General features: G+C 71.9%; 25 protein-coding genes. 12 read left to right on the top strand and 13 right to left on the bottom strand.

The features are described from left to right. Nucleotides 1-3: 3 nt before the first annotated feature. Both OG252_RS28755 and OG252_RS28750 read right to left on the bottom strand, forming a co-directional pair. Nucleotides 4-918 carry a TIGR03619 family F420-dependent LLM class oxidoreductase gene (locus tag OG252_RS28755; RefSeq protein ID WP_329339729.1) on the bottom strand — a complete coding sequence of 305 codons (915 nt, stop codon included), beginning with the start codon at nt 916-918 and terminating at the stop codon, nt 4-6. Then, the gene (locus tag OG252_RS28750) at nt 915-2153 is read right to left on the bottom strand and encodes an amidohydrolase family protein (protein WP_266437931.1); all 1239 of its coding nucleotides are present in this window, start codon (nt 2151-2153) and stop codon (nt 915-917) included. The genes OG252_RS28755 and OG252_RS28750 overlap by 4 nt, the downstream gene beginning before the upstream one ends. A gap of 218 nt (nt 2154-2371) precedes the next feature. On the opposite strand from OG252_RS28750, the gene OG252_RS28745 reads away from it, so the two are divergent. Together OG252_RS28745 and OG252_RS28740 are read left to right on the top strand one after the other, a co-directional pair. Beyond that, complete coding sequence (locus tag OG252_RS28745) at nt 2372-5344, top strand: AfsR/SARP family transcriptional regulator (RefSeq protein ID WP_329339726.1); 2973 nt, start codon at nt 2372-2374, stop codon at nt 5342-5344. 218 nt (nt 5345-5562) lie between these two features. Next, entirely contained in the window at nt 5563-5751 is a 189-nt protein-coding gene (locus tag OG252_RS28740; protein WP_266437925.1) for a hypothetical protein, read from the top strand. Between the two features lie 152 nt (nt 5752-5903). Here the strand turns inward: OG252_RS28740 and OG252_RS28735 are convergent, their stop codons facing one another. Next, on the bottom strand, nt 5904-7535 hold the full coding sequence (locus OG252_RS28735) for a FadD3 family acyl-CoA ligase (RefSeq protein ID WP_329339723.1): 1632 nt from the start codon (nt 7533-7535) through the stop codon (nt 5904-5906). Nucleotides 7536-7631: 96 nt separating this feature from the next. Between OG252_RS28735 and OG252_RS28730 the strand changes: the two genes are divergently transcribed. The 3 genes from OG252_RS28730 to OG252_RS28720 are packed head-to-tail and all read left to right on the top strand — an operon-like array spanning nt 7632 to nt 10044. Beyond that, nucleotides 7632-8804, top strand: a complete 1173-nt coding sequence (locus OG252_RS28730) for a lipid-transfer protein (protein WP_266437919.1) — start codon at nt 7632-7634, stop codon at nt 8802-8804. Nucleotides 8805-8854: 50 nt separating this feature from the next. After that, nucleotides 8855-9274, top strand: coding sequence for a Zn-ribbon domain-containing OB-fold protein (locus OG252_RS28725; protein ID WP_266437916.1), 420 nt, complete (start codon nt 8855-8857; stop codon nt 9272-9274). Further along, the gene (locus tag OG252_RS28720) at nt 9253-10044 is read left to right on the top strand and encodes an enoyl-CoA hydratase/isomerase family protein (protein ID WP_266437913.1); all 792 of its coding nucleotides are present in this window, start codon (nt 9253-9255) and stop codon (nt 10042-10044) included. The genes OG252_RS28725 and OG252_RS28720 overlap by 22 nt, the downstream gene beginning before the upstream one ends. 19 nt (nt 10045-10063) lie before the next feature. Here the strand turns inward: OG252_RS28720 and OG252_RS28715 are convergent, their stop codons facing one another. The 3 genes from OG252_RS28715 to OG252_RS28705 all read right to left on the bottom strand — a co-directional run bounded on the left by OG252_RS28715 (nt 10064) and on the right by OG252_RS28705 (nt 13933). After that, nucleotides 10064-10609 carry a hypothetical protein gene (locus OG252_RS28715; protein WP_329339719.1) on the bottom strand — a complete coding sequence of 182 codons (546 nt, stop codon included), beginning with the start codon at nt 10607-10609 and terminating at the stop codon, nt 10064-10066. Nucleotides 10610-10656: 47 nt separating this feature from the next. Then, nucleotides 10657-13026 carry an outer membrane protein assembly factor BamB family protein gene (locus tag OG252_RS28710; protein WP_266437907.1) on the bottom strand — a complete coding sequence of 790 codons (2370 nt, stop codon included), beginning with the start codon at nt 13024-13026 and terminating at the stop codon, nt 10657-10659. A 154-nt stretch (nt 13027-13180) separates the two neighbouring features. After that, entirely contained in the window at nt 13181-13933 is a 753-nt protein-coding gene (locus OG252_RS28705; protein WP_329339717.1) for a VOC family protein, read from the bottom strand. A gap of 134 nt (nt 13934-14067) precedes the next feature. Between OG252_RS28705 and OG252_RS28700 the strand changes: the two genes are divergently transcribed. Next, on the top strand, nt 14068-14703 hold the full coding sequence (locus OG252_RS28700) for a TetR family transcriptional regulator (protein WP_266448367.1): 636 nt from the start codon (nt 14068-14070) through the stop codon (nt 14701-14703). 141 nt (nt 14704-14844) lie between these two features. On the opposite strand, the gene OG252_RS28695 is transcribed toward OG252_RS28700, so the two are convergent. Then, nucleotides 14845-15297 carry an Lrp/AsnC family transcriptional regulator gene (locus OG252_RS28695; RefSeq protein ID WP_266437902.1) on the bottom strand — a complete coding sequence of 151 codons (453 nt, stop codon included), beginning with the start codon at nt 15295-15297 and terminating at the stop codon, nt 14845-14847. A gap of 82 nt (nt 15298-15379) precedes the next feature. Here OG252_RS28695 and OG252_RS28690 point away from each other — a divergent pair, with 82 nt between their 5' ends. Beyond that, nucleotides 15380-16003, top strand: coding sequence for a LysE family translocator (locus OG252_RS28690; protein WP_329339715.1), 624 nt, complete (start codon nt 15380-15382; stop codon nt 16001-16003). 17 nt (nt 16004-16020) lie between these two features. Here the strand turns inward: OG252_RS28690 and OG252_RS28685 are convergent, their stop codons facing one another. Both OG252_RS28685 and OG252_RS28680 read right to left on the bottom strand, forming a co-directional pair. Further along, nucleotides 16021-16515: a nitroreductase family deazaflavin-dependent oxidoreductase gene (locus tag OG252_RS28685; protein ID WP_266437896.1), complete on the bottom strand. Its 495-nt coding sequence runs from the start codon at nt 16513-16515 to the stop codon at nt 16021-16023. Then, nucleotides 16512-17696 (bottom strand): acyl-CoA dehydrogenase family protein, encoded by a 1185-nt coding sequence (locus OG252_RS28680; protein ID WP_329339712.1) that lies wholly within the window; start codon nt 17694-17696, stop codon nt 16512-16514. Before OG252_RS28680 ends, OG252_RS28685 begins: the two co-directional genes overlap by 4 nt. 284 nt (nt 17697-17980) lie before the next feature. Between OG252_RS28680 and OG252_RS28675 the strand changes: the two genes are divergently transcribed. The 3 genes from OG252_RS28675 to OG252_RS28665 all read left to right on the top strand — a co-directional run bounded on the left by OG252_RS28675 (nt 17981) and on the right by OG252_RS28665 (nt 20380). After that, the gene (locus OG252_RS28675) at nt 17981-19159 is read left to right on the top strand and encodes a thiolase C-terminal domain-containing protein (RefSeq protein ID WP_329339710.1); all 1179 of its coding nucleotides are present in this window, start codon (nt 17981-17983) and stop codon (nt 19157-19159) included. Nucleotides 19160-19263: 104 nt separating this feature from the next. Continuing rightward, on the top strand, nt 19264-19689 hold the full coding sequence (locus OG252_RS28670; protein ID WP_329339708.1) for a pyridoxamine 5'-phosphate oxidase family protein: 426 nt from the start codon (nt 19264-19266) through the stop codon (nt 19687-19689). A 25-nt stretch (nt 19690-19714) separates the two neighbouring features. Further along, on the top strand, nt 19715-20380 hold the full coding sequence (locus OG252_RS28665; RefSeq protein WP_329339706.1) for a pyridoxine/pyridoxamine 5'-phosphate oxidase: 666 nt from the start codon (nt 19715-19717) through the stop codon (nt 20378-20380). A 38-nt stretch (nt 20381-20418) separates the two neighbouring features. Here OG252_RS28665 and OG252_RS28660 read toward each other — a convergent pair whose 3' ends face one another. From OG252_RS28660 to OG252_RS28645, 4 genes are all read right to left on the bottom strand, one after another. After that, a complete protein-coding gene (locus OG252_RS28660) occupies nt 20419-21279 on the bottom strand; it encodes a GNAT family N-acetyltransferase (protein WP_329339704.1) in 861 nt (286 codons plus the stop codon). A 60-nt stretch (nt 21280-21339) separates the two neighbouring features. Continuing rightward, on the bottom strand, nt 21340-21963 hold the full coding sequence (locus OG252_RS28655) for a GNAT family N-acetyltransferase (RefSeq protein ID WP_329339702.1): 624 nt from the start codon (nt 21961-21963) through the stop codon (nt 21340-21342). Between the two features lie 353 nt (nt 21964-22316). Continuing rightward, nucleotides 22317-22712 (bottom strand): Zn-ribbon domain-containing OB-fold protein, encoded by a 396-nt coding sequence (locus OG252_RS28650; RefSeq protein ID WP_329339700.1) that lies wholly within the window; start codon nt 22710-22712, stop codon nt 22317-22319. Beyond that, on the bottom strand, nt 22709-23158 hold the full coding sequence (locus tag OG252_RS28645) for a DoxX family membrane protein (protein ID WP_266437873.1): 450 nt from the start codon (nt 23156-23158) through the stop codon (nt 22709-22711). The genes OG252_RS28650 and OG252_RS28645 overlap by 4 nt, the downstream gene beginning before the upstream one ends. 137 nt (nt 23159-23295) lie before the next feature. Here OG252_RS28645 and OG252_RS28640 point away from each other — a divergent pair, with 137 nt between their 5' ends. Next, the gene (locus OG252_RS28640) at nt 23296-23538 is read left to right on the top strand and encodes a hypothetical protein (RefSeq protein WP_443068434.1); all 243 of its coding nucleotides are present in this window, start codon (nt 23296-23298) and stop codon (nt 23536-23538) included. Nucleotides 23539-23790: 252 nt separating this feature from the next. After that, nucleotides 23791-25017: a flavin-containing monooxygenase gene (locus OG252_RS28635; RefSeq protein ID WP_329339698.1), complete on the top strand. Its 1227-nt coding sequence runs from the start codon at nt 23791-23793 to the stop codon at nt 25015-25017. Nucleotides 25018-25218 lie beyond the last annotated feature (201 nt).

The following is a 25218-nucleotide window of genomic DNA, read 5'->3' as shown; positions in this document are numbered from 1 at the left end:
GTTTCAGAGGTGCGGTGCGATCTCGGCGCCGAACGCGGCCATCTGGTCGGTGAGTTCGGTACGGCTCCGGCTGCGGAACCTGACCTGGATCTGGTGGACGCCCATCGCGCGGTAGGCGCGCAGGGACTCGGCGAGTGCGTCGGGCGGGCCGGTGAGGGTGCGGCGCCCGACGTCCCAGGTGGGGGTGCCGACGTAGAGCGGCTCGGCGATGGCGCCGATGGTGAAGGGGCCCTGGAGGACGGCCTCTTCGCGCAGGTTCCTGATCCGCTCGATCTGCGCGGGCAGCCGTTCGCGCGGGTCGCCCTGCGGGAGCCAGCCGTCGCCCTTGAGGGCGGCCCGGCGTACGGCCGCGGGTGAGGAGCCGCCGACCCAGAGGGGGACGCGGGTCTGGGCCGGTCTGGGGCGCTGGCCGAGGTCCTGGAAGTCGTAGAGCTTGCCGTGGTGTTCGGGGAACTCCTCCGGTCCGAGGGCCTTCCTCAACGCCTCGATCGACTCGTCGAGCACGGCGCCCCGCTGCCGGAAGTCCACGCCGAGCGCCTCGAACTCCTCCTCCACATGCCCGGCCCCGACCCCGAGGACCAGCCGCCCGCCGCTCAGATGGTCGAGCGTGGCGTACTGCTTGGCCGTGAGCAGCGGGTGCCGCAGCCCGACGACGGCGACGTGACTGAGCAGCCGTACCCGCTCGGTCGCGGCGGCGAGGAAGGCGAGGGTGGCGACCGGGTCGTACCAGACCGTGCTCATCGCGGACGCGAGCCGGCGCGGGACGGCGACGTGGTCGCAGCAGGCGACGTAGTCGAAGCCGGCGCGGTCGGCGGTGCGGGCGAGGTCGAGGAGGTCGTCGGGCCCGGCGGCGGCCTCCCAGGGTTCGGCGTAGATCGTGGACTGGGACTGGACGGGGAGCTGGATGCCGTACTTCATGCACCGCTCCACAGACCGTCGGGAGTCAGTCCCAGCAACTCGATCGCGTTGCCCCGCACGATCCGCTCCACGACCTCGGCGTCCAGGTGCCCCATCTGCGCCTCGCCGACCTCGCGCGACTTCGGCCAGGTGGAGTCGGAGTGGGGGTAGTCGGTCTCGTACAGGACGTTTCCCACCCCGATGGCGTCCAGGTTCCGCAGCCCGAAGGCGTCGTCGAAGAAGCAGCCGTAGACGTGCTCGGTGAAGAGTTCGGACGGCGGCCGGTGGACCTTGTCGGCGACGCCGCCCCAGCCGCGGTTCTCCTCCCAGACGACGTCGGCGCGTTCGAGGATGTAGGGGATCCAGCCGATCTGCCCCTCGGCGTACATGATTTTGAGGTTCGGGAAGCGCTCGAACTTGCCGCTCATCAGCCAGTCCACCATCGAGAAACAGCAGTTGGCGAAGGTGATGGTGGAGCCGACGGCGGGCGGGGCGTCGGCGGAGGTGGACGGCATCCGGCTGCTGGAGCCGATGTGCATGGCGACGACGGTGCCGGTCTCGTCGCAGGCGGCGAGGAAGGGGTCCCAGTCGTCGGTGTGGACGGACGGCAGCCCGAGGTGCGGGGGTATCTCGGAGAAGGCGACGGCACGGACACCGCGGGCGGCGTTGCGCCGTACCTCCTGTGCCGCTAGCTCGGCGTCCCAGAGGGGGATGAGGGTGAGCGGTATGAGGCGCCCCTGCGCCTGCGGTCCGCACCACTCCTCCACCATCCAGTCGTTGTAGGCCTGGACACAGAGCAGGCCGAGCTCGTGGTCCTTCGCCTCCGTGAAGGTCTGGCCGCAGAAGCGGGGGAAGGTCGGGAAGCAGACGGCGGACTGGACGTGGTTGACGTCCATGTCGGCGAGCCGGGCCGGGACGTCGTACGAGCCCGGCCGCATCTGCTCGTACGTGATGACCTCGAGCTTGATCTCGTCCCTGCTGTAGCCGACGGCGGTGTCGAGGCGGGTGAGGGGGCGATGCAGGTCCTCGTAGATCCACCAGTCGCCGAGCGGGCCGTCGTCGCCGGGGCGGCCCATGACGGGCTTGAAGCGGCCGCCGAGGAAGGACATCTCCTTCAGGGGGGCGCGGACCGTACGGGGACCGGTGTCGAGGTACTTCTTCGGGAGCCGGTCCTGCCAGACGGTCGGGGGCTCAACGGTGTGGTCGTCGACGGAGATGATCAGTGGGAGCGCGGAGTGCGCCGAGTTGGTCTCCATGGGGGCACGGTAGCGCTGATCTGACGGTCCGTCAGCTATGGGTGCGGGGGCGTGCTGGGAGCGTGGTCGTGACGGTTCCTGTCCGGAAGTGTGCGAAGAGAGCGTGAGGAGCTTGTGATATCCCGCGCGCCTCCCTGTGATCGGGCTCTCCACAGCTGACGCATCTGCCATGAGCAAGGCAAACTGGCGTCGTTGCTCACGTTTCTAGGGGGACGGCGATGGACGGTGTACCGCAGGTGCCCGAGGTACCGCGCGTACCGGAGCAGAGGCGTCCCGACTCCGCCACGGGGTCGGCGGCTCTGCGCTTCGGTGTGCTCGGTCCGGTGCGCGCCTGGCGCGGCGAACAGCCGCTGACCACCGGGTCCCCCCAGCAACGCGCCCTGCTCGCCGCCCTGCTCCTGCGCGAGGGCCGCACGGCGACCGCGGCCGAGCTGATCGACGCCCTGTGGGGCGAGGAGCCCCCGTCCCAGGCGCTGGCGGCGCTGCGGACGTACGCGTCGAGGCTCCGGAAGGTGCTGGATCCGGGCGTCCTCGCCAGCGAGTCCGGCGGCTACGCGATCCGCGGACTGAGCGACGGCGCGCTGGACCTGACGGTCGTGCAGGACCTGGCGACCGAGGCGGAGAAGGCGAAGAACGCCGGCGACCTGTGCCACGCCCGTGACGTCCTGGGCCGCGCGCTCGCCCTGTGGGACGGGGAGGCGCTGGCCGGAGTGCCGGGCCCGTACGCGGAGGCGCAGCGGGTGCGGTTGGAGGAGTGGCGCCTGCAACTCCTGGAATCCCGCCTCGACATGGACCTGGAGCAGGGCTGCCACGCGGAGGCGGTCTCCGAACTGACGGCCCTGACGGCGGCGCACCCCCTGCGTGAGCGCCTGCGCGAACTGCTGATGCTGGCGCTGTACCGCAGCGGACGCCAGGCGGAGGCCCTCGCCGTGTACGCGGACACGCGCCGCCTGCTGGCCGACGAACTGGGCGTGGACCCCCGCCCGGGGCTGAAGGACCTCCAGCAGCGCATCCTGCAGGCGGACCCGGACCTGGTGGAACCGTCGGCCCCCAAGGCCGAACCGGCCGCGACGGCGGTCCGCCCGGCCCAGCTGCCCGCCACCGTCCCGGACTTCACCGGGCGCGCCTCCTTCGTCTCCGAGCTGGGTGAGGTGCTGGCCTCGGCCGAGGGCAGGGTGATGGCGGTCTCGGCGCTGGCGGGGATCGGGGGCGTGGGAAAGACGACCCTGGCGGTGCACGTGGCCCACCAGGCACGGTCGGCCTTCCCCGACGGCCAGTTGTACGTCGATCTCCAGGGCGCGGGCTCCCGGGCGGCGGAACCGGAGACGGTCCTGGGGGCGTTCCTGCGGGCCCTGGGCACGGCCGATTCGGCGATCCCGGACTCCCTGGAGGAGCGTGCGGCCCTGTACCGCTCGGTCCTGGACGGCCGCCGGGTCCTGGTCCTGCTGGACAACGCACGGGACGCGGCACAGGTGCGTCCCCTGCTCCCGGGCACCGAGGGCTGCGCGGCCCTGGTGACCTCCCGGGTGCGGATGGTGGACCTGGCGGGGGCCCATCTGATCGACCTGGACGTCATGTCCCCCGACGAGGCGCTGTCCCTGTTCACGAAGATCGTGGGCGAGGAGCGGGTGGCGTCCGAGCGGGAGGCCGCGCTGGACGTCGTGGCCGCGTGCGGTTTCCTCCCGCTGGCGATCCGCATCGCGGCCTCGCGGCTCGCGGCCCGTCGTACCTGGACGGTGTCGGTCCTGGCGGCGAAGCTGGCGGACGAGCGGCGGCGGCTGGACGAGCTGCAGGCCGGCGACCTGGCGGTGAAGGCGACCTTCGAGCTGGGGTACGGACAGCTGGAGCCGGCGCAGGCACGGGCGTTCCGGCTGCTGGGGCTGGCGGACGGGCCGGACATGTCGGTGGCGGCGGCCGCGGCCGTGCTGGACCTGCCGGTGGAGGACACCGAGGACGTGCTGGAGTCGCTGGTCGACACCTCCCTGCTGGAGTCCGCGGCTCCCGGCCGGTACCGGTACCACGACCTGGTGCGGCTCTACGCGCGTGCGTGCGCGGAGCGGGACGAACAGCCGCCGAGCGAGCGGGAGGCGGCGCTGTCGCGGCTGCTGGACTTCTACCTGGCCACCGCGGCCGGGGTGTACGCGACGGAGCGGCCCGGCGACCGGCTCGTGGACCATCTGGCGGGGACGGAGTACCCGGGCCTGACGTTTCCGGACGGCCGCGCGGCCCGGGACTGGCTGTACACCGAGGCGAACTGCCTGCTGGCGTGCGCCCGGCAGTCCGCGAGCGGGTCGGGGACGCTCCGGCGGGCCATCGACCTGCTGTGGGCGGCGCTGGACATCTCCGAGTCCGGAGCCAACTCCAAGGAGTACGAGGCCACGGCCAAGGCGCTGCGGGAAGCCGCCCGGCAGATCGGTGTGCCGCAGGTGGAGGCCCGGGCCCTGATGACCCTGGCCCATGCGCACATCGACGGGGGACGGTTCGACCAGGCCGACCAGGAGGCCGAGCAGGTGATCCAGCTCGCGCACGAGGCCGACGACCTCCTGCCCGTGTGCTGGGCGCGCAACGCGCGGGGCGTCATCGCGCTGTACCAGGGCCGCAACGCCGACGGCGAGGTCCATCTGACGAAGGCAATCGAACACTTCCGCACACTCGGCGACCGCCCGGGCGAGGCCAGCGCCCTGTGCAACCTCTCCCGCATTCACCTGGCGACCGGCCGCACCCAGAGCGCCGTCTCCCTGGCCCAGCAGGGCATGGAGATCTACGACGCCATGGGCAACTCCATGCGCGGCGCGAACGGCCGCTACGCCCTGGGCATGGCGCTCACCCAGAGCGGGCGCCTCGACGCGGCGGCGGAAAGGCTCCACGAGGCGCTGGAGGTCTTCCGCGACAGCCGTCAGCGACTGTGGGAGGGCATGACGCTGTTCCGGCTGGCCGAGGTCGACATCGCGGGGCAGCGCTACGCAAAGGCGGCCGCCAACGCCGAGATGGCCCTGACCGTCCTGCGGGGCATCGGCGGGGAGTGGCGGCGCGGCAACGTCCTCACCGTGCTGGGACGCGCGCTCACCGGCGTCGGCCAGACGGGGCGCGCCCACGTCTGCTGGCAGGAAGCCGTGCACATCTACGAGGAGTTGGGCTCCCCGGAGGCAGTCACCGTGCGCGCGCTGCTGAGTCCCGCGCAGGTCGCCTGAGCCCCTGGTCGCGGCGTTCATCATTCGTTTATCGCCGGGATCCATCCTCAAGTCAGTCGATCCGTCGTGTCGGGGGGCAGACGGGTCGCCGGAACCGGCCGCACACCAGCGTTCTAGGGTTGAGCGGCCCAGGAGGCCCGCCCGGTCACCCTCGGGGGAGTGACCGGACGGGCCCCGCCGACTTACGGACGAACACACCACATGGGGAGAGAGCGATCATGAGCGACAACCCGGTCGTCAAGCCTGAGGACATCCACGCCACGTCGGAGCCCGTCGACGCCGAGGCGGCCGCCACCGAGAAGGCCGACGGCGGTGCGACCACCCTGGGCGACATCCACGCCACGGACGAGCCCGTCGAGACCAAGGACATCCACGCGACGTCGGAGCCCTTCAAGCCGACGAAGTAAGCCTTCGCACACGGGGGGGGCGGCCGCGGCGGCGCGGAGGGGGAGCCGTCGCGGCCGAGGTGTGTCCGGCGTCCGGTCCGGGCCGGATCGTGGCAGCACAGCAACACGGCACCACAGCAACCCGGCAACCCGGCACCACAGCGACCCGGCGTTCACACCGGCCGGCTCCCACGGCCGGCCGACCACGACCGCCCCCGCAGCTCCCCCTTCACCACCTTCCCCCCGGCGTTCCGAGGCAGCTCCACCAGGAACTCCACCGACCTCGGCACCTTGTAGTTCGCCATCTCTCTCCGGGCCCAGGCGATCAGGTCGTCCGCCGTCAGCAGGGCCCCCGCCCGCCGGACCACGTACGCCTTGCCGACCTCGCCCAGCCGGGGATCCGGGACGCCGATCACCGCCACGTCCGCCACATCCGGGTGCAGGCCGAGCAGTTGCTCGATCTCTGCCGGATAGGCGTTGAAGCCGCCGACGATGAACATGTCCTTCAGGCGGTCGGTGATGCGGAGGTTGCCCGCGGCGTCCAGGACGCCCACGTCGCCCGTACGCAACCACCCGTCCGCGCCGACCGCCTCCGCCGTGGCCGCCTCGTCCTCGTAGTAGCCCCGCATCACGTTGAAGCCGCGGACCAGCACCTCGCCGGGGACGCCGGCCGCCACCTCCCGGCCGCCCGCGTCCACCACCCGCACCTGAGCCCCCGGTATCGCCCGCCCGGACGTCGATGCGATCACCGACGGGTCGTCGCCGCGGCGGCACATGGTGACGATGCCGGTCGCCTCGGAGAGGCCGTAGGCGGTCAGGACCGTGTCCACGCCCAGTTCGCCCCGCAGGCGTTCGACCAGCCGCAACGGCACCACCGCCGCGCCCGTCACCACCAACCGCAACGCCGACAGATCGTGGGCGTCCCGCGCGGGGTGGTCGAGCAGTGACTGGTGGAGCGTGGGCGGGCCCGGCAGGACCGACACCCGCTCCGCCGCGATGTTCGCCAGCACGGTGTCGATGGTGAAGACCGGCTGCGGGATCATCGTCGCGCCCCGCATCAGGCAGGCGATCACGCCCGCCTTGTAGCCGAAGGTGTGGAAGAAGGGGTTCACGATCAGGTAGCGGTCGCCTTGCCGCAGGCCCGCGAGGTCGCTCCACACCTCGTACGCCCGCAGGGTCTGCGCGTGGGTGATCACGGCGCCCTTGGGGCGGCCCGTCGTGCCGGACGTGTAGACGATGTCCGAGGGCGCCGAGCCGGGGACGGCCGAGGTCCGCGCCCGTACCGCCGCTTCCCCCACCGCGTCCCCGCTCGCCAGGAAGTCCTTCCAGGTGCGGAAGTCGGCCGGTGCGTCGTCGGAGAGGACCACCACCTGCTCCAGGGCCGGCAGCCCCGGCAGCGGACCGGGACCCACCCCCTCGCCCGCCGCGCGCCGCAGCGACGCCACGTACGAGGTTCCGAGGAACGTTCCCGTCACGAACAGCAGGCGTGCGCCGCTGCGGTGCAGTACGTCCGCGGCCTCCGTCCCCTTGAAGCGGGTGTTCAACGGCACCAGTACCGCGCCCGCCGACACCGCGCCCAGTGCGGAGACGATCCAGTCGAGGGTGTTCGGCGCCCAGATCGCGACCCGGTCGCCCGCCGCCACCCCGTTCGCGACGCACGCCGCCGCCGCGCGTTCCACGCGGGCGCCCAACTCGCCGTAGGAGATCCGCGTACGGCCCTCCACCACCGCCTCGACGTCCGCGTACCGCTCGGCCGCCGACCTGACCAGCCCGGGGATGCTTTCCCACTCCAAGTCACCGCGCACAGCAGGCCTCCAGTCCGATTAGCTGACTACCCGTCAGATTAGCTGTAGCCTGACGGACTGTCAGCCGCCCAGTGAGCTGCGGAGGTAACCCCCAGCATGGCCGGAGCAGCAGGAACAACAGGAACAGGCCTCAAGGACGCCACCGCCATAGTCGGCATAGGCCAGACCGCCTTCGCCAAGCGGCTCGACGAGGACGAGCGGACCCTCGCCTGCCGGGCCGTCCTCGCCGCCCTCGACGACGCCGGCATCGCGCCCGGCGAGGTCGACGCCCTCGCCTCCTACACGATGGAGGAGACGGACGAGGTCGAACTGGCCAAGGCCGTCGGCTTCGGAGACCTCACCTTCTTCAGCCGGATCCCCTACGGCGGCGGGGGATCCTGCGCCACCGTCGCGCACCTCGCCGCCGCCATCGCCACCGGTCAGGCCACGGTCGGAGTCGCCTGGCGCTCAAGGAAGCGGGGGTCGGGACCCCGGCCGTGGAAGAACACCGTCACCCAACTCCCCACCCCCGCCCAGTGGACCCGCCCCTTCGGCCTGCTCCGCCCCGCCGACGAGATCGCCATGCTCGCCCGCCGCTACATGCACGAGTACGGCGCCACCCGCGACCACCTCTTCAACGTCGCCCTCGCCTGCCGGAACCGGGCCAACCAGAACCCCGCCGCGATCATGTACGACCGCCCCCTCACCCGCGAGATGTACATGACGTCCCGCTGGATCAGCGAGCCCCTCTGCCTCTTCGACAACTGCCTGGAGACGGACGGGGCGCTGGCGTGCGTGATCGTCAGCCGGGAGCGGGCCCGGGACTGCCGCCGCAGACCCGTCTACGTCCACTCCACGGCCCAAGGCCTCCCCGCCCAGCACCACGGCATGGTCAACTACTGGAACGACGACCCCCTCACCGGCCCCGCCTGGACCGCCGCCCGGCACCTGTGGAAGCACGCCGACGTCACACCCCAGGAGGTCGACGTCGCCCAGATCTACGACGCGTTCACGCCCCTCGTCCCGCTCTCCCTGGAGGGCTACGGCTTCTGCGGACGGGGGGAAGGGGGGGCCTTCACCGAGGGGGGCGCGCTGGAGATCGGGGGGCTGCTGCCCCTCAACACCGGGGGCGGCGGGCTCTCCGAGGCGTACGTCCATGGCTTCAACCTCATCAACGAAGGCGTGAAGCAGCTCCGGGGGACCAGTACGGCACAGGTTCCGGGCGCCGCCACCTGTCTCGTCACCGCGGGTGAGGGCGTCCCCACCTCCGCCCTGCTGCTGAGGAACTGACACCGGAACCGACACCGGAAGAGACACAGGGAGTGACCCATGGAGCCGCCGTGCTGACCCCCGTGACCGACCCCGACAGCGCCCCCTTCTGGCGCTACGCCGCCCAGGGCGAGCTGCGCGTCCAGGCCTGCGCCGACTGCGGCGAGCTCCGCTTCCCGCCCCGCCCCTGCTGTCCGCGCTGCCAGTCCTTCGCCAGTGAATGGCGGGCGATGTCCGGGCAGGGGCGCGTCTGGTCGTACGTCGTCCCGCATCCGCCGCTGCTGCCGGAGTACGCGGCGCTGTCGCCGTACAACGTCGTCGTCGTCGAGCTCGTCGAGGCGCCGCACATCCGGCTCGTCGGCAACCTGGTCAGCGAGCCCGGGGACCCTCTCAACTCCCTTGATCCACACACCATCCGCATCGGCGCCAGGGCCCACTTCGCCTACGACGGGACGACCGGGCTGCCCCAATGGGTCCTGGAGCGGCCGTGAGCGTGCGCGTCGAGACCGACAAGGACACCGCCGTCGCCGTCGTGACCCTCGACCGGCCGGGCAGACTCAACGCCATCGACCTCGCGATGGCCGATCAACTGCGGGACGTCTGGCAGGGGTTGCGGTTCGACGACTCCGTGCGGGCCGTCGTCCTCACCGGCGCCGGCGGGCGGGCGTTCAGTACCGGGATCGACCGGGACGCCGTGGTGCCGCAGCCGAACTCGCCGTACATGCAGGACGATCCGCTGCTCACGATCGGGCCGAAGGCGAACGATCTCTGGAAGCCCGTGGTGGCCGCCGTGCAGGGGATGGCGTGCGGCGGGGCCTTCTATCTGCTCGGCGAGAGCGACTTCCTGGTGGCGGACACGACGGCCGCCTTCTTCGATCCGCACACCACGTACGGCATGGTCAGCGCGTACGAGTCGGTGCTGATGGCGCAGCGGATGCCGTTCGGGGAGGTCGCGCGGATGATGCTGATGGGCACGGCGGAGCGGATCTCCGCGCAACGGGCCCACGACATCGGGCTGGTCTCCGAACTCACCGAGGCGGGCGGGGCCTTGGAGGCCGCGACCGCCGCCGCGACCGTCATCGCCGGGTATCCGGCCGAGGCCACGCAGGGGACGGTCCGCGCGCTGTGGGCGGCGAAGGAGGCGGCGCGTGCGCAGGGGTTCGCGCAGGCGCCGCATCTCGTCACGCTGGGGAACCTGCCCGCCGACCGCCAGGCCGAGCTGTTCGCCGAACGGCAGAGCGGGAGGTTCCGGTCGCGTTGAGCGCCCGTCGGCCCGTCCGTCAGTCGGCCGACGCGAACAAGTCCGGGTCGCACGTGGCGACTTCAGCTGCCAGACCCGGATTGTCCAGGGGCACCTGCACCTTCGCCCTGTCGTTCGCGGCGACGAACTCGTCCACGCTCTGCACGTCGACCTGCTGGGAGTCGGCGTCGAGGAACCTGACGGTGACGGTGAAGTAGTGGCCCACGGAGTTCGGGTTGGTGACCTCGACCGTGGCGTACGCGTCGGCCTCCGTCACGCAGCTCACCAGCTCGACCTCGGCGTCCGCCGGGGCCGTGGAGGTGCTCCCTCCGGAGGAGCTGCCGCTGCTTCCGTAGTCGTCATCGTCGTCATCGTCGTAGTCGCGGTACGTGCCGCCGCCCGACGTCGACGACGACGAACTGTCGTGGTCCTGGCCGGAGCTGCTGCAGCCCCCGCCGCCGCTGCCACCGTCGCTGCTGCCGCTGCTACTGCTGCCGTGACCGCGCCCCGTAGAGAACCCGGTGAGCGACAGCATCACCAGTACCGCCACCGCCGTGAACTTGAGCCTGCTTCCCCGTAGTTGCATGTCGTCACTCTATGCAACCTCTGTCACGGTCACGTCACCGCTCCGGCTCAGCTGGTTCTCGCCGTCCCCGTCCCCTTCTCCGCATCCAGCGCGTACACGCACCGGTCCTTGCTGCACGCGTACACGACCCCGTCCTTGACGACCGGGGAGCCGGTGATCTCGCCGCCCGTCGCGAGCTTCCAGCGCAGGCGGCCGTCGTCGGCCTTGAGCGTGTAGAGCAGGTGGTCGGTGGAGCCGAAGTGGATACGGCCCTCCGCCACCGCCGGGGCGCCGACGATGTCGCCACCCGCCTGGAAGCGCCACTTGGGCGTGCCGGTGACCGCGTCGAGGGTGTAGAGGCCCTTGCCGCTGCCCACGTGGACGTGTCCGCCGGCCACCAGGACCGAGTCGACGGAGGAGCGGGCCTCGGTGGCGATGCGCCAGCGGTCGCGGCCGTCGGTGGCGTCGAGGGCGTAGACCGTGCCGAGGTAGTCGGCGAGGTACACGCCGCCGCCGGTGACCGCGGGGCCGGGCACGAAGGTGGGCGCGCAGAGGAAGACGGCCGGGGCCTCGAAGTGCCAGCGGACGTGGCCGCTCGCCGCGTCGAGCGCGAGGACCCGGGAGCCGGCGGAGACGTAGACGTTGCCGTCGTGCGCCTGGGCCACCCGGACCGGCACGCCGCCGCAGGAGGCCGTGTCGCCGATGGGGTACGACCAGCGCTCGTCGCCCGTGCGAGCGTCCAGGGCGCGCAGACGGGCGTCGTGCCAGAGGTACACCGCGCCCTCGTGCAGGGTGGGTCCGGCCTCCGGGGACTCGAAGTCGGTCTGGCAGCCGGTGAGCTCCCACAGCTTCTGGCCGCCGGAGGCCTCCCAGGCCTGGACGCCGCCGCCGCGCGTCCCGGTGATCACGGTGCCGCGGTCGGCCTTGAGGGAGTACACCCAGGCGTCCGTGGACAGCCGCCACAGGTCACCGCCCTCGCGGGCGTCGAGGGCGAACAGGGTGGGTCCGTCGGAGGCGTGGATACGACCGTCCGCGACCGCCATCGACCAGGCCACGTCCCGCGTCTTGAAGCGACGGCGGCCGGTGGCCACGTCCAGGGCGTGGACCTCGAAGGAGGTGACGTAGACGAGGTCGCCGGCGACGGAGGGGGTGCCCCAGACGTCGTTCGACATGCGGAAGCGCCAGGGGCGCCAGCCGGCCGCGGTCTCCGCGGGGGCGGGAGGCGCGGCGGTCACGGCAGGGCCTACGGCAGCGTCCGTGCCGTTGACGCCGGGGCGGGGCTTGGACCAGGAGGCGACCAGTCCGGCCTCCGGAGGGGGCGCCTTGACGGCGGCGGCGCGGGCGTCGGCGACGCGCGGGCCGGGCCCGATGGGGACCTGGGCGCCGGCCAGCCGCACGGGGCCGGTGTCCGGGGCGGCGGCGACGGACACGGGGCCCGGTACCGGCCCCGGGACCACGGGGTCACGGGACGGCGGGGGCGGGATGGGCGCGACCCGTCCGCCGCCGCTTCGTCCGCCGCTCTGGGTCTGCTTCACCGGCGGCCGTCCGCCGCGGCGCGCCTCGATCAGGGCCACTGCCCGCTCGGGCAGCCAGGCCGACGCCGTACCGCTGTCGTCGGAGCCGGAGCCGAAGAGGTGGGGGGCCAGCTGGGCCTGGAGGTCGGCGGGGTTGGGGCGGGCCGTGGCCTCCATCTGCATACAGGACTCGATGAGGGGGCGCAGTTCGTCCGGGAGGCCTTCGAGGTCCGGGCCCTCACGGAGCAGCATGAAGACGGTCTCGACGGGGTTGGCGCCGTGGAAGGGCGGGTGCCCGGTGGCGGCGAAGACCAGCATGGAGCCGAGCGAGAAGACGTCGCTCGCGCCGGTCACGCTGCGGGAGTCCTTTGCCTGCTCCGGGGACATGTAGGCGGGGGTGCCCACGGCGACGTTCGTCATCGTCAAACGCGTGTTCGAGACGCCGGACGCGATACCGAAGTCGATGACCCGCGGGCCGTCCTCGACCACCAGGACGTTCGACGGCTTCAGGTCACGGTGGACCAGCCCGGCGCCGTGGATCGACTGCAGCGCCTCGGCGACACCCGCCGCCAGCCAGCGCACCGCCTGGGCCGGCATCGGCCCGCACTCGTTCACTATCTCCTCGAGCGAGGGCGCGGGCACGTACGCGGTGGCCAGCCACGGCACCGCCGCACGCGGGTCGGCGTCGACCACGGCCGCCGTGTAGAAGCCCGAGACCGCCCGGGCCGCCTCCACCTCGCGGGTGAAGCGGACCCGGAAGAGCTGGTCCTCGGCGAGCTCCGTACGGACCGTCTTGATCGCCACGCGCCGGCCGGAAGCCGAGCGCGCGAGATAGACCAGCCCCATGCCGCCGGCACCCAGCCGTCCCAGCACCTCGAACGGCCCGATGCGCCGCGGATCGTGCTGCGTCAGCTGATCCACCACTTGCCTGCCACCTCCCCGTACGGGCCGCGTCATGCCACATGTGTACGCGACCCCGTGCAGCGTCTCACCACCGCACCGCCATGGCGGCACGCACCCCGATTCTTCCTGGCCCGGGCGCTGGTTGCGAACCCGGAAACAAATGGGGTGTCTCACATCAAAGCACTGTTTTCCATCGCTCCAGCAGCGCGAACGACGCCCCCTGATTGTCGGTGACCACGGCTACCCGCCCGTACGAAGTCTCGAAGGGCGGCGCCTGGACGCGCCCGCCCAGCCGGTTCACCGTCCCGAGGGCGGCCACACAGTTCTCGACGCGGAAGTGGACCAGGAAGTGGGACGGCATCTCCGCCGGGAAGACGTCGGAGACGGGGGCGCGGCCGAAGTCGGGGTGGGCGTCCGGCCCGAAGAGGGCGTCGTGGAAGAGGCCGCCGTAGAAGGTGTTGGCGGTCTCGGTGTCCCGGGTGTACAGCTCGGCCCAGACGAAGGTGCCCGGCTCGTGCCGCCGGCCGAAGCCACGGTGCGTGCCCGGCTCCCAGAGGCCGAAGACGGCACCCTCGGGATCGGTGACCAGCGCGGCCGTGCCCAGCTCGCCGACCGGCAGGGGCGCGGTGACGACCTGCCCGCCGGCCGCCCAGACCCGGTCGGCGAGCCCCTCGACGTCCGGGGTGGCGAAGTACACCGTCCAGACGGTGGGCATCCGGCCGTCCGCCTTGCGGGCGAGCGCGGCCACCGGTTCGCCGTCCGCCAGGGCCCACGTGGACCCCCCGTACGACTCCTCGAAGGTCCACCCGAAGAGCTCACCGTAGAACCGCTTCCCCGCCGCGACGTCGGGGAGCTGTGCGTCCACCCAGCAGGGGACGCCCTCTCCGTAGACGTCCTCTCCGTACCCGGATGCCCTGTTTTCGGCCATGCCGCCAAAGTAACGGCGTCGCCCGCACCCCGCAGACCAGGCACACCCGCCCCATCCCGCCCGGGCACCCCATTTGCAGTCGGCCGAATCGCGCTCCGATCACCCCTCGGTAAGCTGACGGCATGACAGGACAAGTGCGTACCGTCGACGGCCGCGTGGCCGGCCGGCGTGGGCAGGCGACCCGGCAGAAGCTGCTCGACTGCCTCAGCGAGATGCTCAGCTCCTCCCCTTACCGGGACGTCAAAGTCATCGATGTCGCCCGGAAGGCGGGGACTTCACCCGCGACCTTCTACCAGTACTTCCCGGACGTCGAAGGCGCCGTCCTGGAGATCGCCGAGCAAATGGCCGCCGAGGGCGCCGAGTTGACCGAGCTGGTCGCCGGCCGCTCCTGGGTCGGCAAGGCCGGCTGGCAGACCGCCCAGGAACTCGTCGACGGCTTCCTTGAGTTCTGGCGCCGCAACGACGCGATCCTCAGAGTCGTCGATCTCGGGGCCGCCGAGGGCGACAAGCGGTTCTACAAACTCCGTATGAAGATCCTGAACTCGGTGAACAACTCCCTCTCGGACGCGGTCGCCGAACTCCAGTCCAAGGGCAGGGTCGACAAGGAGGTGAATCCGGCCGCCGTGGCGGGTTCCATCGTCGCGATGCTCGCGGCCGTCGCCTCGCACCAGAAGGGCTTCCAGACCTGGGGTGTGAAGCCGGCCGAACTCAAGCCGAACCTCGCGCTGTTGGTGCACCTCGGCGTGACCGGCAAGAAGCCGACGAGGTAATCCACATACCCATGCCATACCCCACGCCACAGCCCACGCCACAGCCCACGTCATAGCCACGTCATAGCCCACGTCTTTTTGCGCGGTCCAAGTCCTGTCTGGCAGGCGGTAGTTCACTCGGGTGGACTACCGCCTGCGGCGTTATGCGGGCAACGGCCGGTCCTTCACCACGTGCTTCATCACCAGCGTGGACGTCAGCCGCTGCACGCCCGGCAGCGTGGCGAGGCGTTCGTCGTAGAGCCGCTGGAAGGCGGCGAGGTCGGCGGTCGCCACCCGCAGCAGATAGTCGGGCTCCCCGAAGAGCCGCTGCGCCTCCAGCACATGCTCGATCTCCCCGATCGCCCGCTCGAACCCGGCGACCGTGTCCCGGTCCTCCTGCCGCATCGAGACGAAGACCAGCGCCTCGAAGGTCAGCCCGACGGCCGTCGGATCCACCACCGCCCGGTAGCCGCTGATGGCCCCCGACCGCTCCAGCTCGCGCAGCCGCCGGTGACACGGCGAGACGCTCAGCCGCACCCGCGCGGCCAGCTCGGTCACGGTCAGCCGCCCGTCCTGCTGCAGCTCGGCAAGAATTTTCCGGTCCACGTCGTCCATGGGGGAGATTCTTCCCCCACATCGCGGATCAAGGGCAAAATTCGGGAACACTTTCGCGCCGATCGCGCCTAATGTCCCCGCCATGGACTCGGGAACCCTCATCTCCTTCCTCGCCGTCGACCTGCTGCTGGTGTGCGTGCCGGGCGCCGACTGGGCGTACGCGATCTCGGCGGGGCTCAGGGACCGCTCGCCGGTGGCGGCGGTGGCCGGGCTCGTCGCCGGGTACGCGCTGCACACGATGCTGGCCGTGGCCGGGCTGGCGGTGCTGGTGTCTCGCTCGCCGGGGCTGCTGACCGGGCTGACGGCCGCCGGCGCCGCGTACCTGGTGTGGCTGGGGTGGGGCGTGCTGCGGCGGCCGGGCACTCCGGGAGCGGCGGCTCCCGGCGGCGAGACGGCCTCCGCCCGCGTCTTCCTGCGCGGTGCCACGATCAGCGGCCTGAATCCCAAGGGACTGCTGCTGTACCTGTCCGTCCTGCCGCAGTTCCTGGTCACCGGCGGCGCGCACCTGCCCGTGCCCGCGCAGACCGCCGTACTCGGCCTGCTCCACATGGGGTGCTGCGCCGCCGTCTACCTGACGGTCTGCCTCGCGGCCCGCGCGGTCCTCGGCGCCCACCCGGCGGCGGCCCGCGCGGTCACGCGGACGTCGGGGGTGGCGATGCTGGGGATCGGGGCGTTTCTGCTGGTGCAGCGGCTGGCGACGCTCTGAGACCTACCTCTGGGGACTCACCTTCGTACGATCCTGAAGAGCCGTATCTCCCGTTCCACCCGTGCCTGGTACGTGGCGTACGGCGGCCAGAAGGCCAGCACCGCCTTCCAGGCCGCCGTCCGCTCCTCCCCCTCCAGCAACCGGGCCGTGACGGGGATGTCGTGCCCCTTCCAGCTGACGGTCGCCTCCGGGTGGGCGAGGAGGTTGGCGGTCCAGGCGGGGTGACCGGTCCGGCCGAAGTTGGAGCCGATCAGGATCCAGCTCTCGCCGCCCGGCTCGGTGCCCGACTCCGTGCCCGTCTCCGGCATGCAGGCCAGCGGCGTACGCCGGGGCAGGCCGCTTCTGGCTCCGGTCGAGGCGAGGATCACGCCCGGCAGGAGCTGGGCGCTGAGCAGGAACCGGCCGCGGGTCAGCCGGTGTACGGCACGGTCGAGCGCGGGGATCACATGGGGCGCCACCTTGGCGAAGCCCCGCGTCGACGACACCTTCTGGACCACTCGCACACCGATCACACCGTCACCTCCGCGCTCTCGAAAAGGTGCGCCGCGCCGGCGGCGTGCGCCCGCAGCCGGTGCACCGGCCCGAACAGCAGCTCGTCGCCGCAGGCGCGCTTGAAGTACAGGTGAGCCTCGTGTTCCCAGGTGAAACCGATGCCGCCGTGCAGCTGGATGCCCTCGGCGGACGCGGAGCGCAGCGCCTCCAGCGCCTGCGCGAGGGCGAGAGCACCGACCTGCTCTCCGTGCGCGGCGGCCCAGGCCGCGTAGTACGCCGCCGAGCGCGCCGCCTGCACCTCCACGTACACGTCGGCCAGCCGGTGCTTCACCGCCTGGAAGGACCCGACCGGCCGCCCGAACTGCTCGCGCCGCCGCACGTACTCGACGGTCAGTCCCAGCACCTGGTCGGCGGCCCCGACGGCCTCGCCCGCGAGCACGGCGGCGGCGCTGTCGCCGAGGCGGCCGAGCGCGGTGAGGACGTCCGCTTCCTCGCCGCCCAGCAACTCGGCTTCCGTGTCCCGTAGTTGGACGCGTGCCTGCGGCCGGGTCGCGTCGAGGGCGGTCTGCCGGGCCCGCACGAGCCCGTCCGCGTCGCCGCGCACGAGGAAGAGCAGCGTCCGCGACCGAGCGAACCCGCCCGCGTGCGCGGCGACCAGCAGCAGACCCGCGCTGTGCCCGTCGAGCACCTGGTCGGCCTGCCCGTACAGCCGCCAGCCGTCCCCCACCCGCCTGGCCTGTACGCCCCCTGCCCGGCCGCCGCCCGCCCAGTCGCCGTCGTTGTCGCCGGTGAGGGCGAGGGCGGTGGCGAGGTGGGTGCCGGGGACGGCGAGGGCCGCGGTGAGGGTGCCGTCGGCGATCCGCGGGAGCAGTTCGGCGCGCTGGGCGCCGGTCCCGAGGGCGAGGAGGAGCGGGGCGGCGAGGGCGGCGGTAGCGAGCAGCGGCGAGGGGGCGAGGAAACGGCCCGTCTCCTCGCAGGCGAGGGCGAGTTCGGTCACCGAGCAGCCGACACCGCCGTACGCCTCGGGGAGGGCGAGGCCGGGCAGCCCGAGCTGCTCGGCGAGGGCGGTCCACAGGGCGGGGTCGTGTCCGGGTGCGGTGTCGACGGCGGCCCGCAGTTCGGCCGGCCCGCAGCGCTTCCGCAACACCTCGCGGAGGGTACGGCGGATCTCGTCCTGCTCGGCGGTGAAACCGGCGTCCATGAGGCGCCCCCGTTCATCCATATCTGACGGGCCGTCATATTAGGACCGGGAGGACGGGATGCCCAGCCCCGTGACACCTGCCGCGCATCGCCTTATCTGATGTACCGTCAGATTCACGAGGAGTCTGATCCATGAGGAAGTCGGATTCATGAGGAGGCCGGGTTCATGAGGAGGCCGGGTTCATGAGGAGGCCGGGTTCATGAGGAGGCCGGGTTCATGAGGAGGCCGGGTTCATGAGGAGGCCGGGTTCATGAGGAGGCCGGGTTCATGAGGAGGCCGGGTTCATGAGGACGGGTTCCCGGAACGTCGCGATCGTCGGGGTCTCCCTGTCCGACTGCGGCCGCGTGGACGACGCGACCCCGTACACCCTGCACGCCCAGGCCGCCCGCCGGGCCCTCGCCGACGCGGGACTCGACAGGGAGGTGGTCGACGGCTTCGCGTCGGCCGGCACCGGCACCCTCGCGCCCGTCGAGGTCGCCGAGTACCTGGGCCTGCGCCCCACCTGGGTCGACTCGACGTCGGTGGGCGGCTCGACCTGGGAGGTCATGGCGGCGCACGCGGCGGACGCGATCGCCTCCGGCCACGCGAACGCGGTGTTGCTGGTCTACGGCTCGACGGCCCGCGCGGACATCAAGGCGGGACGACGGAACGGGAACCTCTCCTTCGGCTCCCGGGGCCCGCTCCAGTTCGAGGTCCCGTACGGCCACACACTGATCGCCAAGTACGCCATGTCGGCCCGCCGCCACATGATCGAACACGGCACGACCATCGAGCAGTTGGCGGAGGTGGCGGTGCAGGCGAGGGCGAACGCCGTCCTCAACCCCGAGGCGATGTTCCGCGACCCGATCACGGTCGACGACGTGCTGTCCGGCCCGATGATCGCGGACCCCTTCACCAAACTCCACTGCTGCCTGCGCTCCGACGGCGGGGCGGCGGTGCTGCTCGCGGCCGAGGAGTACGTGCGGGACTGCCGTACCGCACCGGTGTGGATCCTCGGCACCGGCGAGCACATCTCGCACGCGGCCATGTCCGAGTGGGCCGACTTCACGGTGTCCCCGGCGGCGGTGAGCGGACGGATCGCCTTTGAACGGGCGGGAGTTCGGCCCGACGAGATCGACTTCGCGGAGATCTACGACGCCTTCACCTACATGACGCTGGTGACGCTCGAGGACCTCGGGTTCTGCGGGAAGGGCGAGGGCGGGGCGTTCGTGGAGAAGGGGCGGCTGAGGGTCGAGGGCGGGGAGCTGCCGGTGAACACTGACGGGGGCGGGCTGTCGGCCCAGCATCCCGGGATGCGGGGGTTGTTCCTGCTGGTGGAGGCGGTGCGGCAGCTGCGCGGGGAGGCGGAGGGCCGCCAGGTGCGCAAGGACGCAGGGCGCCTGCCGGAGCTCGCGGTGGCCTCGGGGACGGGCGGGTGGTTCTGCTCGTCGGGGACGGTGGTGTTGGGGCGGACGCGTCCGTAGAGAGGTCCGGTTGCTCGTCCGTGTCGGGCGGGAACACTGGCCTCGCCGTTCTGCGTTGCGCTCTGACAGAGGACGATGACGCCCGAGCCGCTGGAGGAGTCCGCATGGCCCTGACCCGCGAAGAACGTGAACAGTTCCTGGCCGAGCCGCACATCGCCGCGCTGGCGGTCGACGCGGGAGCGGGACGCGCTCCGCTGACCGTGCCGATCTGGTACCAGTACGAGTCCGACGGCACCGTGTGGATCATGACGGCACTCGACTCCCGCAAGAACGAACTGATCCGCGCGGCGGGCCGTTTCACGCTCATGATCGACCGGCTGGAACCCACCATCCGGTACGTCTCGGTCGAGGGGCCGGTCATCGACACGACCCCCGCCACCATCGAGCAGCTCCGGGAGATCTCCGCGCGTTACCTCCCGGCCGACAAGGTGGACGGGTACGTCGACACCGCCTGGAAGGAGCACGGTGAGCAGGTCGTGATCCGGATGCGGCCCGAGCGGTGGGTGTCGTCGGACCTCGGGACGGTCTGAGGCGCGCAGGCGTGACAATCGGGGGATGGGAACCGATCTTCATGAGCTGCTGAGGTCACTGCGGGTGTGGGACCCGAAGGTCACCTCACTGCCGGCCTTCGACCCGACCACCGCCCCCGACGCCCCCCTCCCCCTCTTCACCACGTGGTTTGCCGAGGCGGTGGCGGCCGGGCAGATCGAGCCGCACACCATGTCCCTCGCGACGTCGGACGCGGAGGGCCGGCCGGACGTACGGATCGTGATGATGCACGGCGCCGACCCGGACGGCTGGTCCTTCGCGACCCACGTGAGCAGCAGGAAGGGGGCCCAGCTGGCCGACCGCCCGTATGCGGCCCTCGGGTTCTACTGGCCGGTCCTGGGGCGTCAGGTGCGGGTGCGGGGACCGGTCACGGCCGCCCCGTCCGAGGAGGGGCAGGCGGATCTGCACGCCCGCTCGACGGGGGCGCTCGCGGCGGCCCTCACCGGCCGGCAGAGCGAGCCCCTCGACTCCCTCGACGAACTGGCCCGCGTCTCGGCGGCCGCCTGGGACCGCGCCCAGCAGGACCCCGGTGCCCCGGTCCCTACCTGGACGCTCTACCGCCTCCGCCCGGACGAGGTGGAGTTCTTCCAGGGGGACGGACGACGGCAGCACGTCCGGCTGGTGTACCGGCGCGGGGAGGCCGGCTGGGCGAAGGAACTGCTCTGGCCCTGATGGCCGTATGTCCCCGCCGGCGCTACCGGGAGATGGCCCTACTCGGAGAACCCGTACACCGCGAAGTCGGTCACCGGCCGGTACCCGATCCGCTGGTACAGCGCGTTGCTCGTCGGGTTGGCCAGGTCCGTGAAGAGCAGCACCTCTTCGGCGCCCGCGTCCCGTGCCGCCCGGCTGACCTCGGCGGTGACGGCACCGGCATAACCGCGTCCGCGCAGGTGGGCGGGGGTGTAGACGGGAGCGACCCGGACCTGTCCGGCGACCTGCGGGGTGACTCCGGCCATGGAGACGGGGGTGCCGTCCGGGGTCTCCCAGATGGTGATGCGGCCGGCGGCGATGCGGGCGGCGGCCCAGGTGTCTGCGTCCGTGGCGGCGTGCTCACCGATCGACGCGATGAACTCGCCGTACCAGCGCACGAGTCGTTCCCGGTCGGCTTCCCCCGCGACCCGCGCCCGACCCTCCGGCACCGGCTCCGGAACGGTCAACGTGCCTAGCCCGTACAGCCGTTGGCGCTGCTGGAGCGTGGCGGTGGCGCCGGTGCGGGCCTGCCAGGCCGCGGCGAAGGCGGCGGCGGTCTCGCGGTCCGCGCCGATGCCGGGGAGCGGTCGGCCGAGTCCGTCCAGGTGGGCGGCGAGGGAGTCGGCGTCCTCGGTGGTGAGGGCGGTGACGCTCAGCTTGTGGGGAGGCGTCTGGAAGTACGTGGCCCGTACTTCCCCGTCCCGCTCCAGCAGGCCGAAGACGGGCGGCTCGCTGCCGTATGCGTGCGCGCCGCCGGTGCGCAGTCCCTCGGTCACCGTCAGGGTGACGGTGTGCAGGTCGGGCCGGGAGCGCAGGAAGGCTCCGGCTCGGGCGAGGAAGGCGTCGAGGTCTTGGGTGCCGTGCCAGTCGTCGGGGTGCATGCATGCATGATCTCGCCGGTCGACGGCCAACTCCCTTGATTTTCCCGCAGCCTGCCCCGGCTACGTCTCCGGTTCGGGGTCCGTCGTCAGGCGGGCGTGCAGGTGTACGTCCCGGAAGGCGTCCTTCCGGCCCGCCTCGAACATCGCGCCCCGCAGCGTCCCCTCGTACCGGAACCCGCACTGCTCGGCGACCCGACAGGAGGCGTCGTGGCCGAGGGCGTGGCCGAGTTCGATGCGGTGGAGGCCGAGGTTCGTGAAGGCCCAGCGGGTGGTGAGGGCGAGGGCACGGGTGGCGACGTGGCGGCCGCGTGCCTCGGGGAGGATCCAGTAGCCGACGCGGGCGAGGCGCAGGTCCTGCTCGATCGCGTTGATGCCGATGTGACCCAGCGGCGTACCGGTGCCGGCGTCCGTCACGCAGTACGACACCGAGGTCCCCTCCACCGCCTGCACCGCCCTGGAGCGCAGCGACTCGCGGGCGCCTTCGAGGTCGGTGACCGGCCTGAGGGGTGTGTTCCAGCGCCGGAACTCCGGGTCGGTCGTGCCACGCAGCCAGGCCGCGACATCGGCTTCGGACCGGGGGTCCCAGGGGCGCAGACGTATGCCGGGGGCGAGCAGGTCGGGGAAGGGGTGGGTACGGGTGCGGGTGCGTGTGGGGTTCCCGTGCTGGGCGTCGACGTGGGGCATCCGGCCATTGAAGCCGGTCGGCCCGGCCCGCTGAAGCCGGTTTCCCCTTTCCTGACGCTGCGGCCGGAACCCGCGAAGCAGCCACCCGCCACCCTCACCGCCGGACGGAACCCGCGAAGCAGCCGCCCGCCGCCGTCACCGCCGGTGGGACCCGCAAGGCGCCCCGCCCAACCCACCCGCCGGAACCCACCAAGCCCTCCCCACCACCCGGGCGGAACTCACCAACCCCCTCACACCCCCCGGGCAGAACCCACCAAACCCCAGCACCCTCTGCCAGAACACACCAAACCCCCGCACCCCCGGCCGGAACCCACCAAGCCCCACCGCCCGCCCGAACCCGCGAAGCCGCCTCCTCACCCACCCGCCCGGAACACCGGCGCCCCCTCCCGGAAGGCGACGTCCAGTCCCATCCCGGCCCGCAGTCGGTCAGGCGACGCGCACTCCACGATCTCGGTCATCATCCGCGGCCCCTCGGCGAGGTCGACGACCGCGGCGACGTACGGCGTGCGGCCGGCGAAGGGGGGCAGGTCGTTGCGGTGGACGACGGACCAGGTGTAGAGCGTGGCCCGGCCGCTCGCCCGTTCCCAGCTCACGTCCTCGCTCCAGCAGTGCGGGCAGAACTCGCGCGGGTAGTGGTGGGCCCGCCCGCACGCCCCGCAGCGCCGGATCAGCAACTGCCCCTGCGCCGCCGCGTCCCAGTAGGTCCGGGTGAAGGCGTCCGCCTCGGGGAGGTCGAAACGCGCGCTCACGGGAACAACCCCAGCGCGCTGTCCACCGACCACGTCTGCCACGACATCCCGAACAGGGCCACCACCGAGATCAGCGCCATCATCGAGTTCTGCCCCTGCTCGGCCCAGTCGTGGATCATCAGCACGAGGTAGAGCAGGTTGAGCAGCAGTCCGCCGACCAGGGCGACCGGGGTCAGGAACCCGAGGATCAACCCCAGGCCGAGGGCGAGTTCCGCGTACACCACGACGTACGCCATGGTCCTCGGGTACGGCGTGACGACGACGTCGAAGCCACTGCGCACCGCGTTCCAGCGGTGCTTGGCCGCCACGTCCGCGGCCCAGGCGATGCCGGCGCCCTCGAACCAGGTCTTCTTGTCCTTGTGCCGCCAGCTCTCGAGCCACCACAGCCCGAGCCCTATGCGCAGCACGGCCAGCCACTGCGCACCAGTGAGCCAGATCGAGTCCATGGATCTGACGGTACGTCAGATGCCGGCCTCCGGAAACCCCTCGTCGCCTGAGCGGAACCTGTACGCTCCCCCTCAACCTGTCCACCGGCGTCACCGGCAAGCGTCTCGGCAGCGACATCCCCGAGACGCTGAACCTGATGAACCCGATGTACCACCTCGGGAAGAAGAACCCCGGCCGCTCCAGGCACTGGTGGATCCGCCTCGGCACGAAGGACAGCGACACCTCGCTGACCGTCTCCGCCAACATCGCCGCCGCCGCGGCCGGCCTCGGCGACGACGTCAACCACTTCTACTACTGGGACGAGGGCCACGGCGCCAACACCGACCCGGGCGACTTCATCACCTGGATCGCCAAGGTGACGGGCTACAAGAAGCGGTAGCCCTCCTTCTCCCTCCCCCTCCCCCCTCCCCCCGAACGCGGTGCCGGTTTCCCGTCATGTCTCCGGCCACCGCCCGCGACGCCGAGCCCACCGCACGATCCCGGGCTCGGCGTCGCGCCTCCCCGAGTCCCGCACAACCAGACGCCCTACGTCACAGGCCCCACCCACCTCTCCTACAGCCGTGATCAATCCGCAACCAATTCCGGTCTTGACCGAGACCCATCAACCCGGTGCGTGATTACGCTCGCGCACATGGCCGACTCCACAGCGTCCTCATCCGCCTCCGCGACCCCGGCGGAGCCGAAGCACGCGGAACCCGCAGACCGCCCCGTGTACGTCATCGGCGGCGGCCCGGGCGGACTCGCCGCCGCGTACGCTCTGCGTGCCCAGGGCCTGCGCGCCGTCGTGCTGGAGAGGTCCGACAGCGTCGGGGCGTCCTGGCGGCGCCACTACGACCGGCTGCACCTGCACACCACGCGGCGGCTTTCGAGCCTGCCCGGTCTCGCGATGCCGCGCCGGTTCGGGCGCTGGGTCTCCCGGGACAACGTGGTGCGGTACCTGGAGAAGTACGCCGAGTACCACGAGCTGGAGATCGTCACCGGCGTCGAGGTCTCCCGGATCGAGCGCTCCCCCGACGGCACCGGCTGGCTGCTGCACGCCACCGGCGGCCGCGAGCTGACCGGCGCCGCGGTGGTCGTAGCCACCGGCTACAACCACACGCCCCACGTGCCCGACTGGCCGGGACGCGACACCTACAAGGGCGAGCTCCTGCACGCCGGCGACTACCGCAACCCCGAGCCCTTCGCCGGCCGTGACGTCCTCGTCGTCGGCATCGGCAACACCGGCGCCGAGATCGCCGTCGACCTGGTGGAGGGCGGCGCCTCGCGCGTGCGCCTCTCCGTCCGCACCGCCCCGCACATCCTGCGCCGCTCGACCGCCGGCTGGGCCGCCCAGTACACGGGCGTGCTCGTACGGCGTCTGCCGGTGTCCCTCGTCGACCGGCTCGCGGGGCCGGTCGGCAAGCTCAGCGTGCCCGACCTCTCCGCGCACGGTCTGCCCCGCCCCGACACCGGCCTCTACTCCCGCGTCCACGAGGGCTCGGTCCCGGTGCAGGACGTCGGCCTGATCGACGCCGTCCGCAAGGGCGCGGTCGAGGTCGTGGCCGCGGTCGAGGGCTTCGAGGACGGCAAGGTCGTCCTCGCCGACGGCTCCCGCGTCGAGCCGGACGTGATGATCGCGGCCACCGGTTACGCCCGCGCCCTGGAGGGCCTGGTCGGCCACCTCGACGTACTGGACGCCCGCGGCAAGCCGATCGTGCAGGGCGCCCGCACCCCGGACAACGCCCCCGGCCTCTTCTTCACCGGCTTCACCAACCCCATCAGCGGCATGCTCCGCGAACTGGCCATCGACGCGCAGAAGATCGCCAAGGCCGTCGCCAAGGACGGGGCAGGACGGGTGTCCCGGCTCCCGGTGAAGTAGGGAGTGAAGTAGAAGGCGACGTAGATGGTGGCGTAGAAGACGTCAACTCGCTTACGTATGCCTCCAGTTGCGTATGGGTCAGATGTGCCGCGAGTACGCGCCGGGACGGCCGTTTCTCGCCACGCGTGTGCCGCACGTCACCAGAATGTGAGCCCTGCTCACTTTCCGGCTCCACCCACCTCTCGCTACGACGGAGGATGC

The sequence above is a fragment of the Streptomyces sp. NBC_01352 genome (assembly GCF_036237295.1).
Taxonomy (GTDB): Bacteria; Actinomycetota; Actinomycetes; order Streptomycetales; family Streptomycetaceae; genus Streptomyces; species Streptomyces plumbiresistens.
Note: the sequence above shows the minus strand (reverse complement) of the source record. Positions and strands in the feature narration are given on the sequence as shown.

Coding starts and splice junctions, on each gene's coding strand:
- OG252_RS28715 (WP_329339719.1), bottom strand. CDS start 10,609: ATGCAACTACGGGGAAGCAGGCTCAAGTTCACGGCGGTGGCGGTACTG.
- OG252_RS28705 (WP_329339717.1), bottom strand. CDS start 13,933: ATGGCCGAAAACAGGGCATCCGGGTACGGAGAGGACGTCTACGGAGAG.
- OG252_RS28640 (WP_443068434.1), top strand. CDS start 23,296: ATGAACCCGATGTACCACCTCGGGAAGAAGAACCCCGGCCGCTCCAGG.
- OG252_RS28660 (WP_329339704.1), bottom strand. CDS start 21,279: ATGCACCCCGACGACTGGCACGGCACCCAAGACCTCGACGCCTTCCTC.
- OG252_RS28730 (WP_266437919.1), top strand. CDS start 7,632: ATGGCCGGAGCAGCAGGAACAACAGGAACAGGCCTCAAGGACGCCACC.
- OG252_RS28645 (WP_266437873.1), bottom strand. CDS start 23,158: ATGGACTCGATCTGGCTCACTGGTGCGCAGTGGCTGGCCGTGCTGCGC.
- OG252_RS28670 (WP_329339708.1), top strand. CDS start 19,264: ATGGCCCTGACCCGCGAAGAACGTGAACAGTTCCTGGCCGAGCCGCAC.
- OG252_RS28755 (WP_329339729.1), bottom strand. CDS start 918: ATGAAGTACGGCATCCAGCTCCCCGTCCAGTCCCAGTCCACGATCTAC.
- OG252_RS28690 (WP_329339715.1), top strand. CDS start 15,380: ATGGACTCGGGAACCCTCATCTCCTTCCTCGCCGTCGACCTGCTGCTG.
- OG252_RS28665 (WP_329339706.1), top strand. CDS start 19,715: ATGGGAACCGATCTTCATGAGCTGCTGAGGTCACTGCGGGTGTGGGAC.
- OG252_RS28680 (WP_329339712.1), bottom strand. CDS start 17,696: ATGGACGCCGGTTTCACCGCCGAGCAGGACGAGATCCGCCGTACCCTC.
- OG252_RS28635 (WP_329339698.1), top strand. CDS start 23,791: ATGGCCGACTCCACAGCGTCCTCATCCGCCTCCGCGACCCCGGCGGAG.
- OG252_RS28750 (WP_266437931.1), bottom strand. CDS start 2,153: ATGGAGACCAACTCGGCGCACTCCGCGCTCCCACTGATCATCTCCGTC.
- OG252_RS28745 (WP_329339726.1), top strand. CDS start 2,372: ATGGACGGTGTACCGCAGGTGCCCGAGGTACCGCGCGTACCGGAGCAG.
- OG252_RS28655 (WP_329339702.1), bottom strand. CDS start 21,963: ATGCCCCACGTCGACGCCCAGCACGGGAACCCCACACGCACCCGCACC.
- OG252_RS28695 (WP_266437902.1), bottom strand. CDS start 15,297: ATGGACGACGTGGACCGGAAAATTCTTGCCGAGCTGCAGCAGGACGGG.
- OG252_RS28675 (WP_329339710.1), top strand. CDS start 17,981: ATGAGGACGGGTTCCCGGAACGTCGCGATCGTCGGGGTCTCCCTGTCC.
- OG252_RS28720 (WP_266437913.1), top strand. CDS start 9,253: ATGGGTCCTGGAGCGGCCGTGAGCGTGCGCGTCGAGACCGACAAGGAC.
- OG252_RS28740 (WP_266437925.1), top strand. CDS start 5,563: ATGAGCGACAACCCGGTCGTCAAGCCTGAGGACATCCACGCCACGTCG.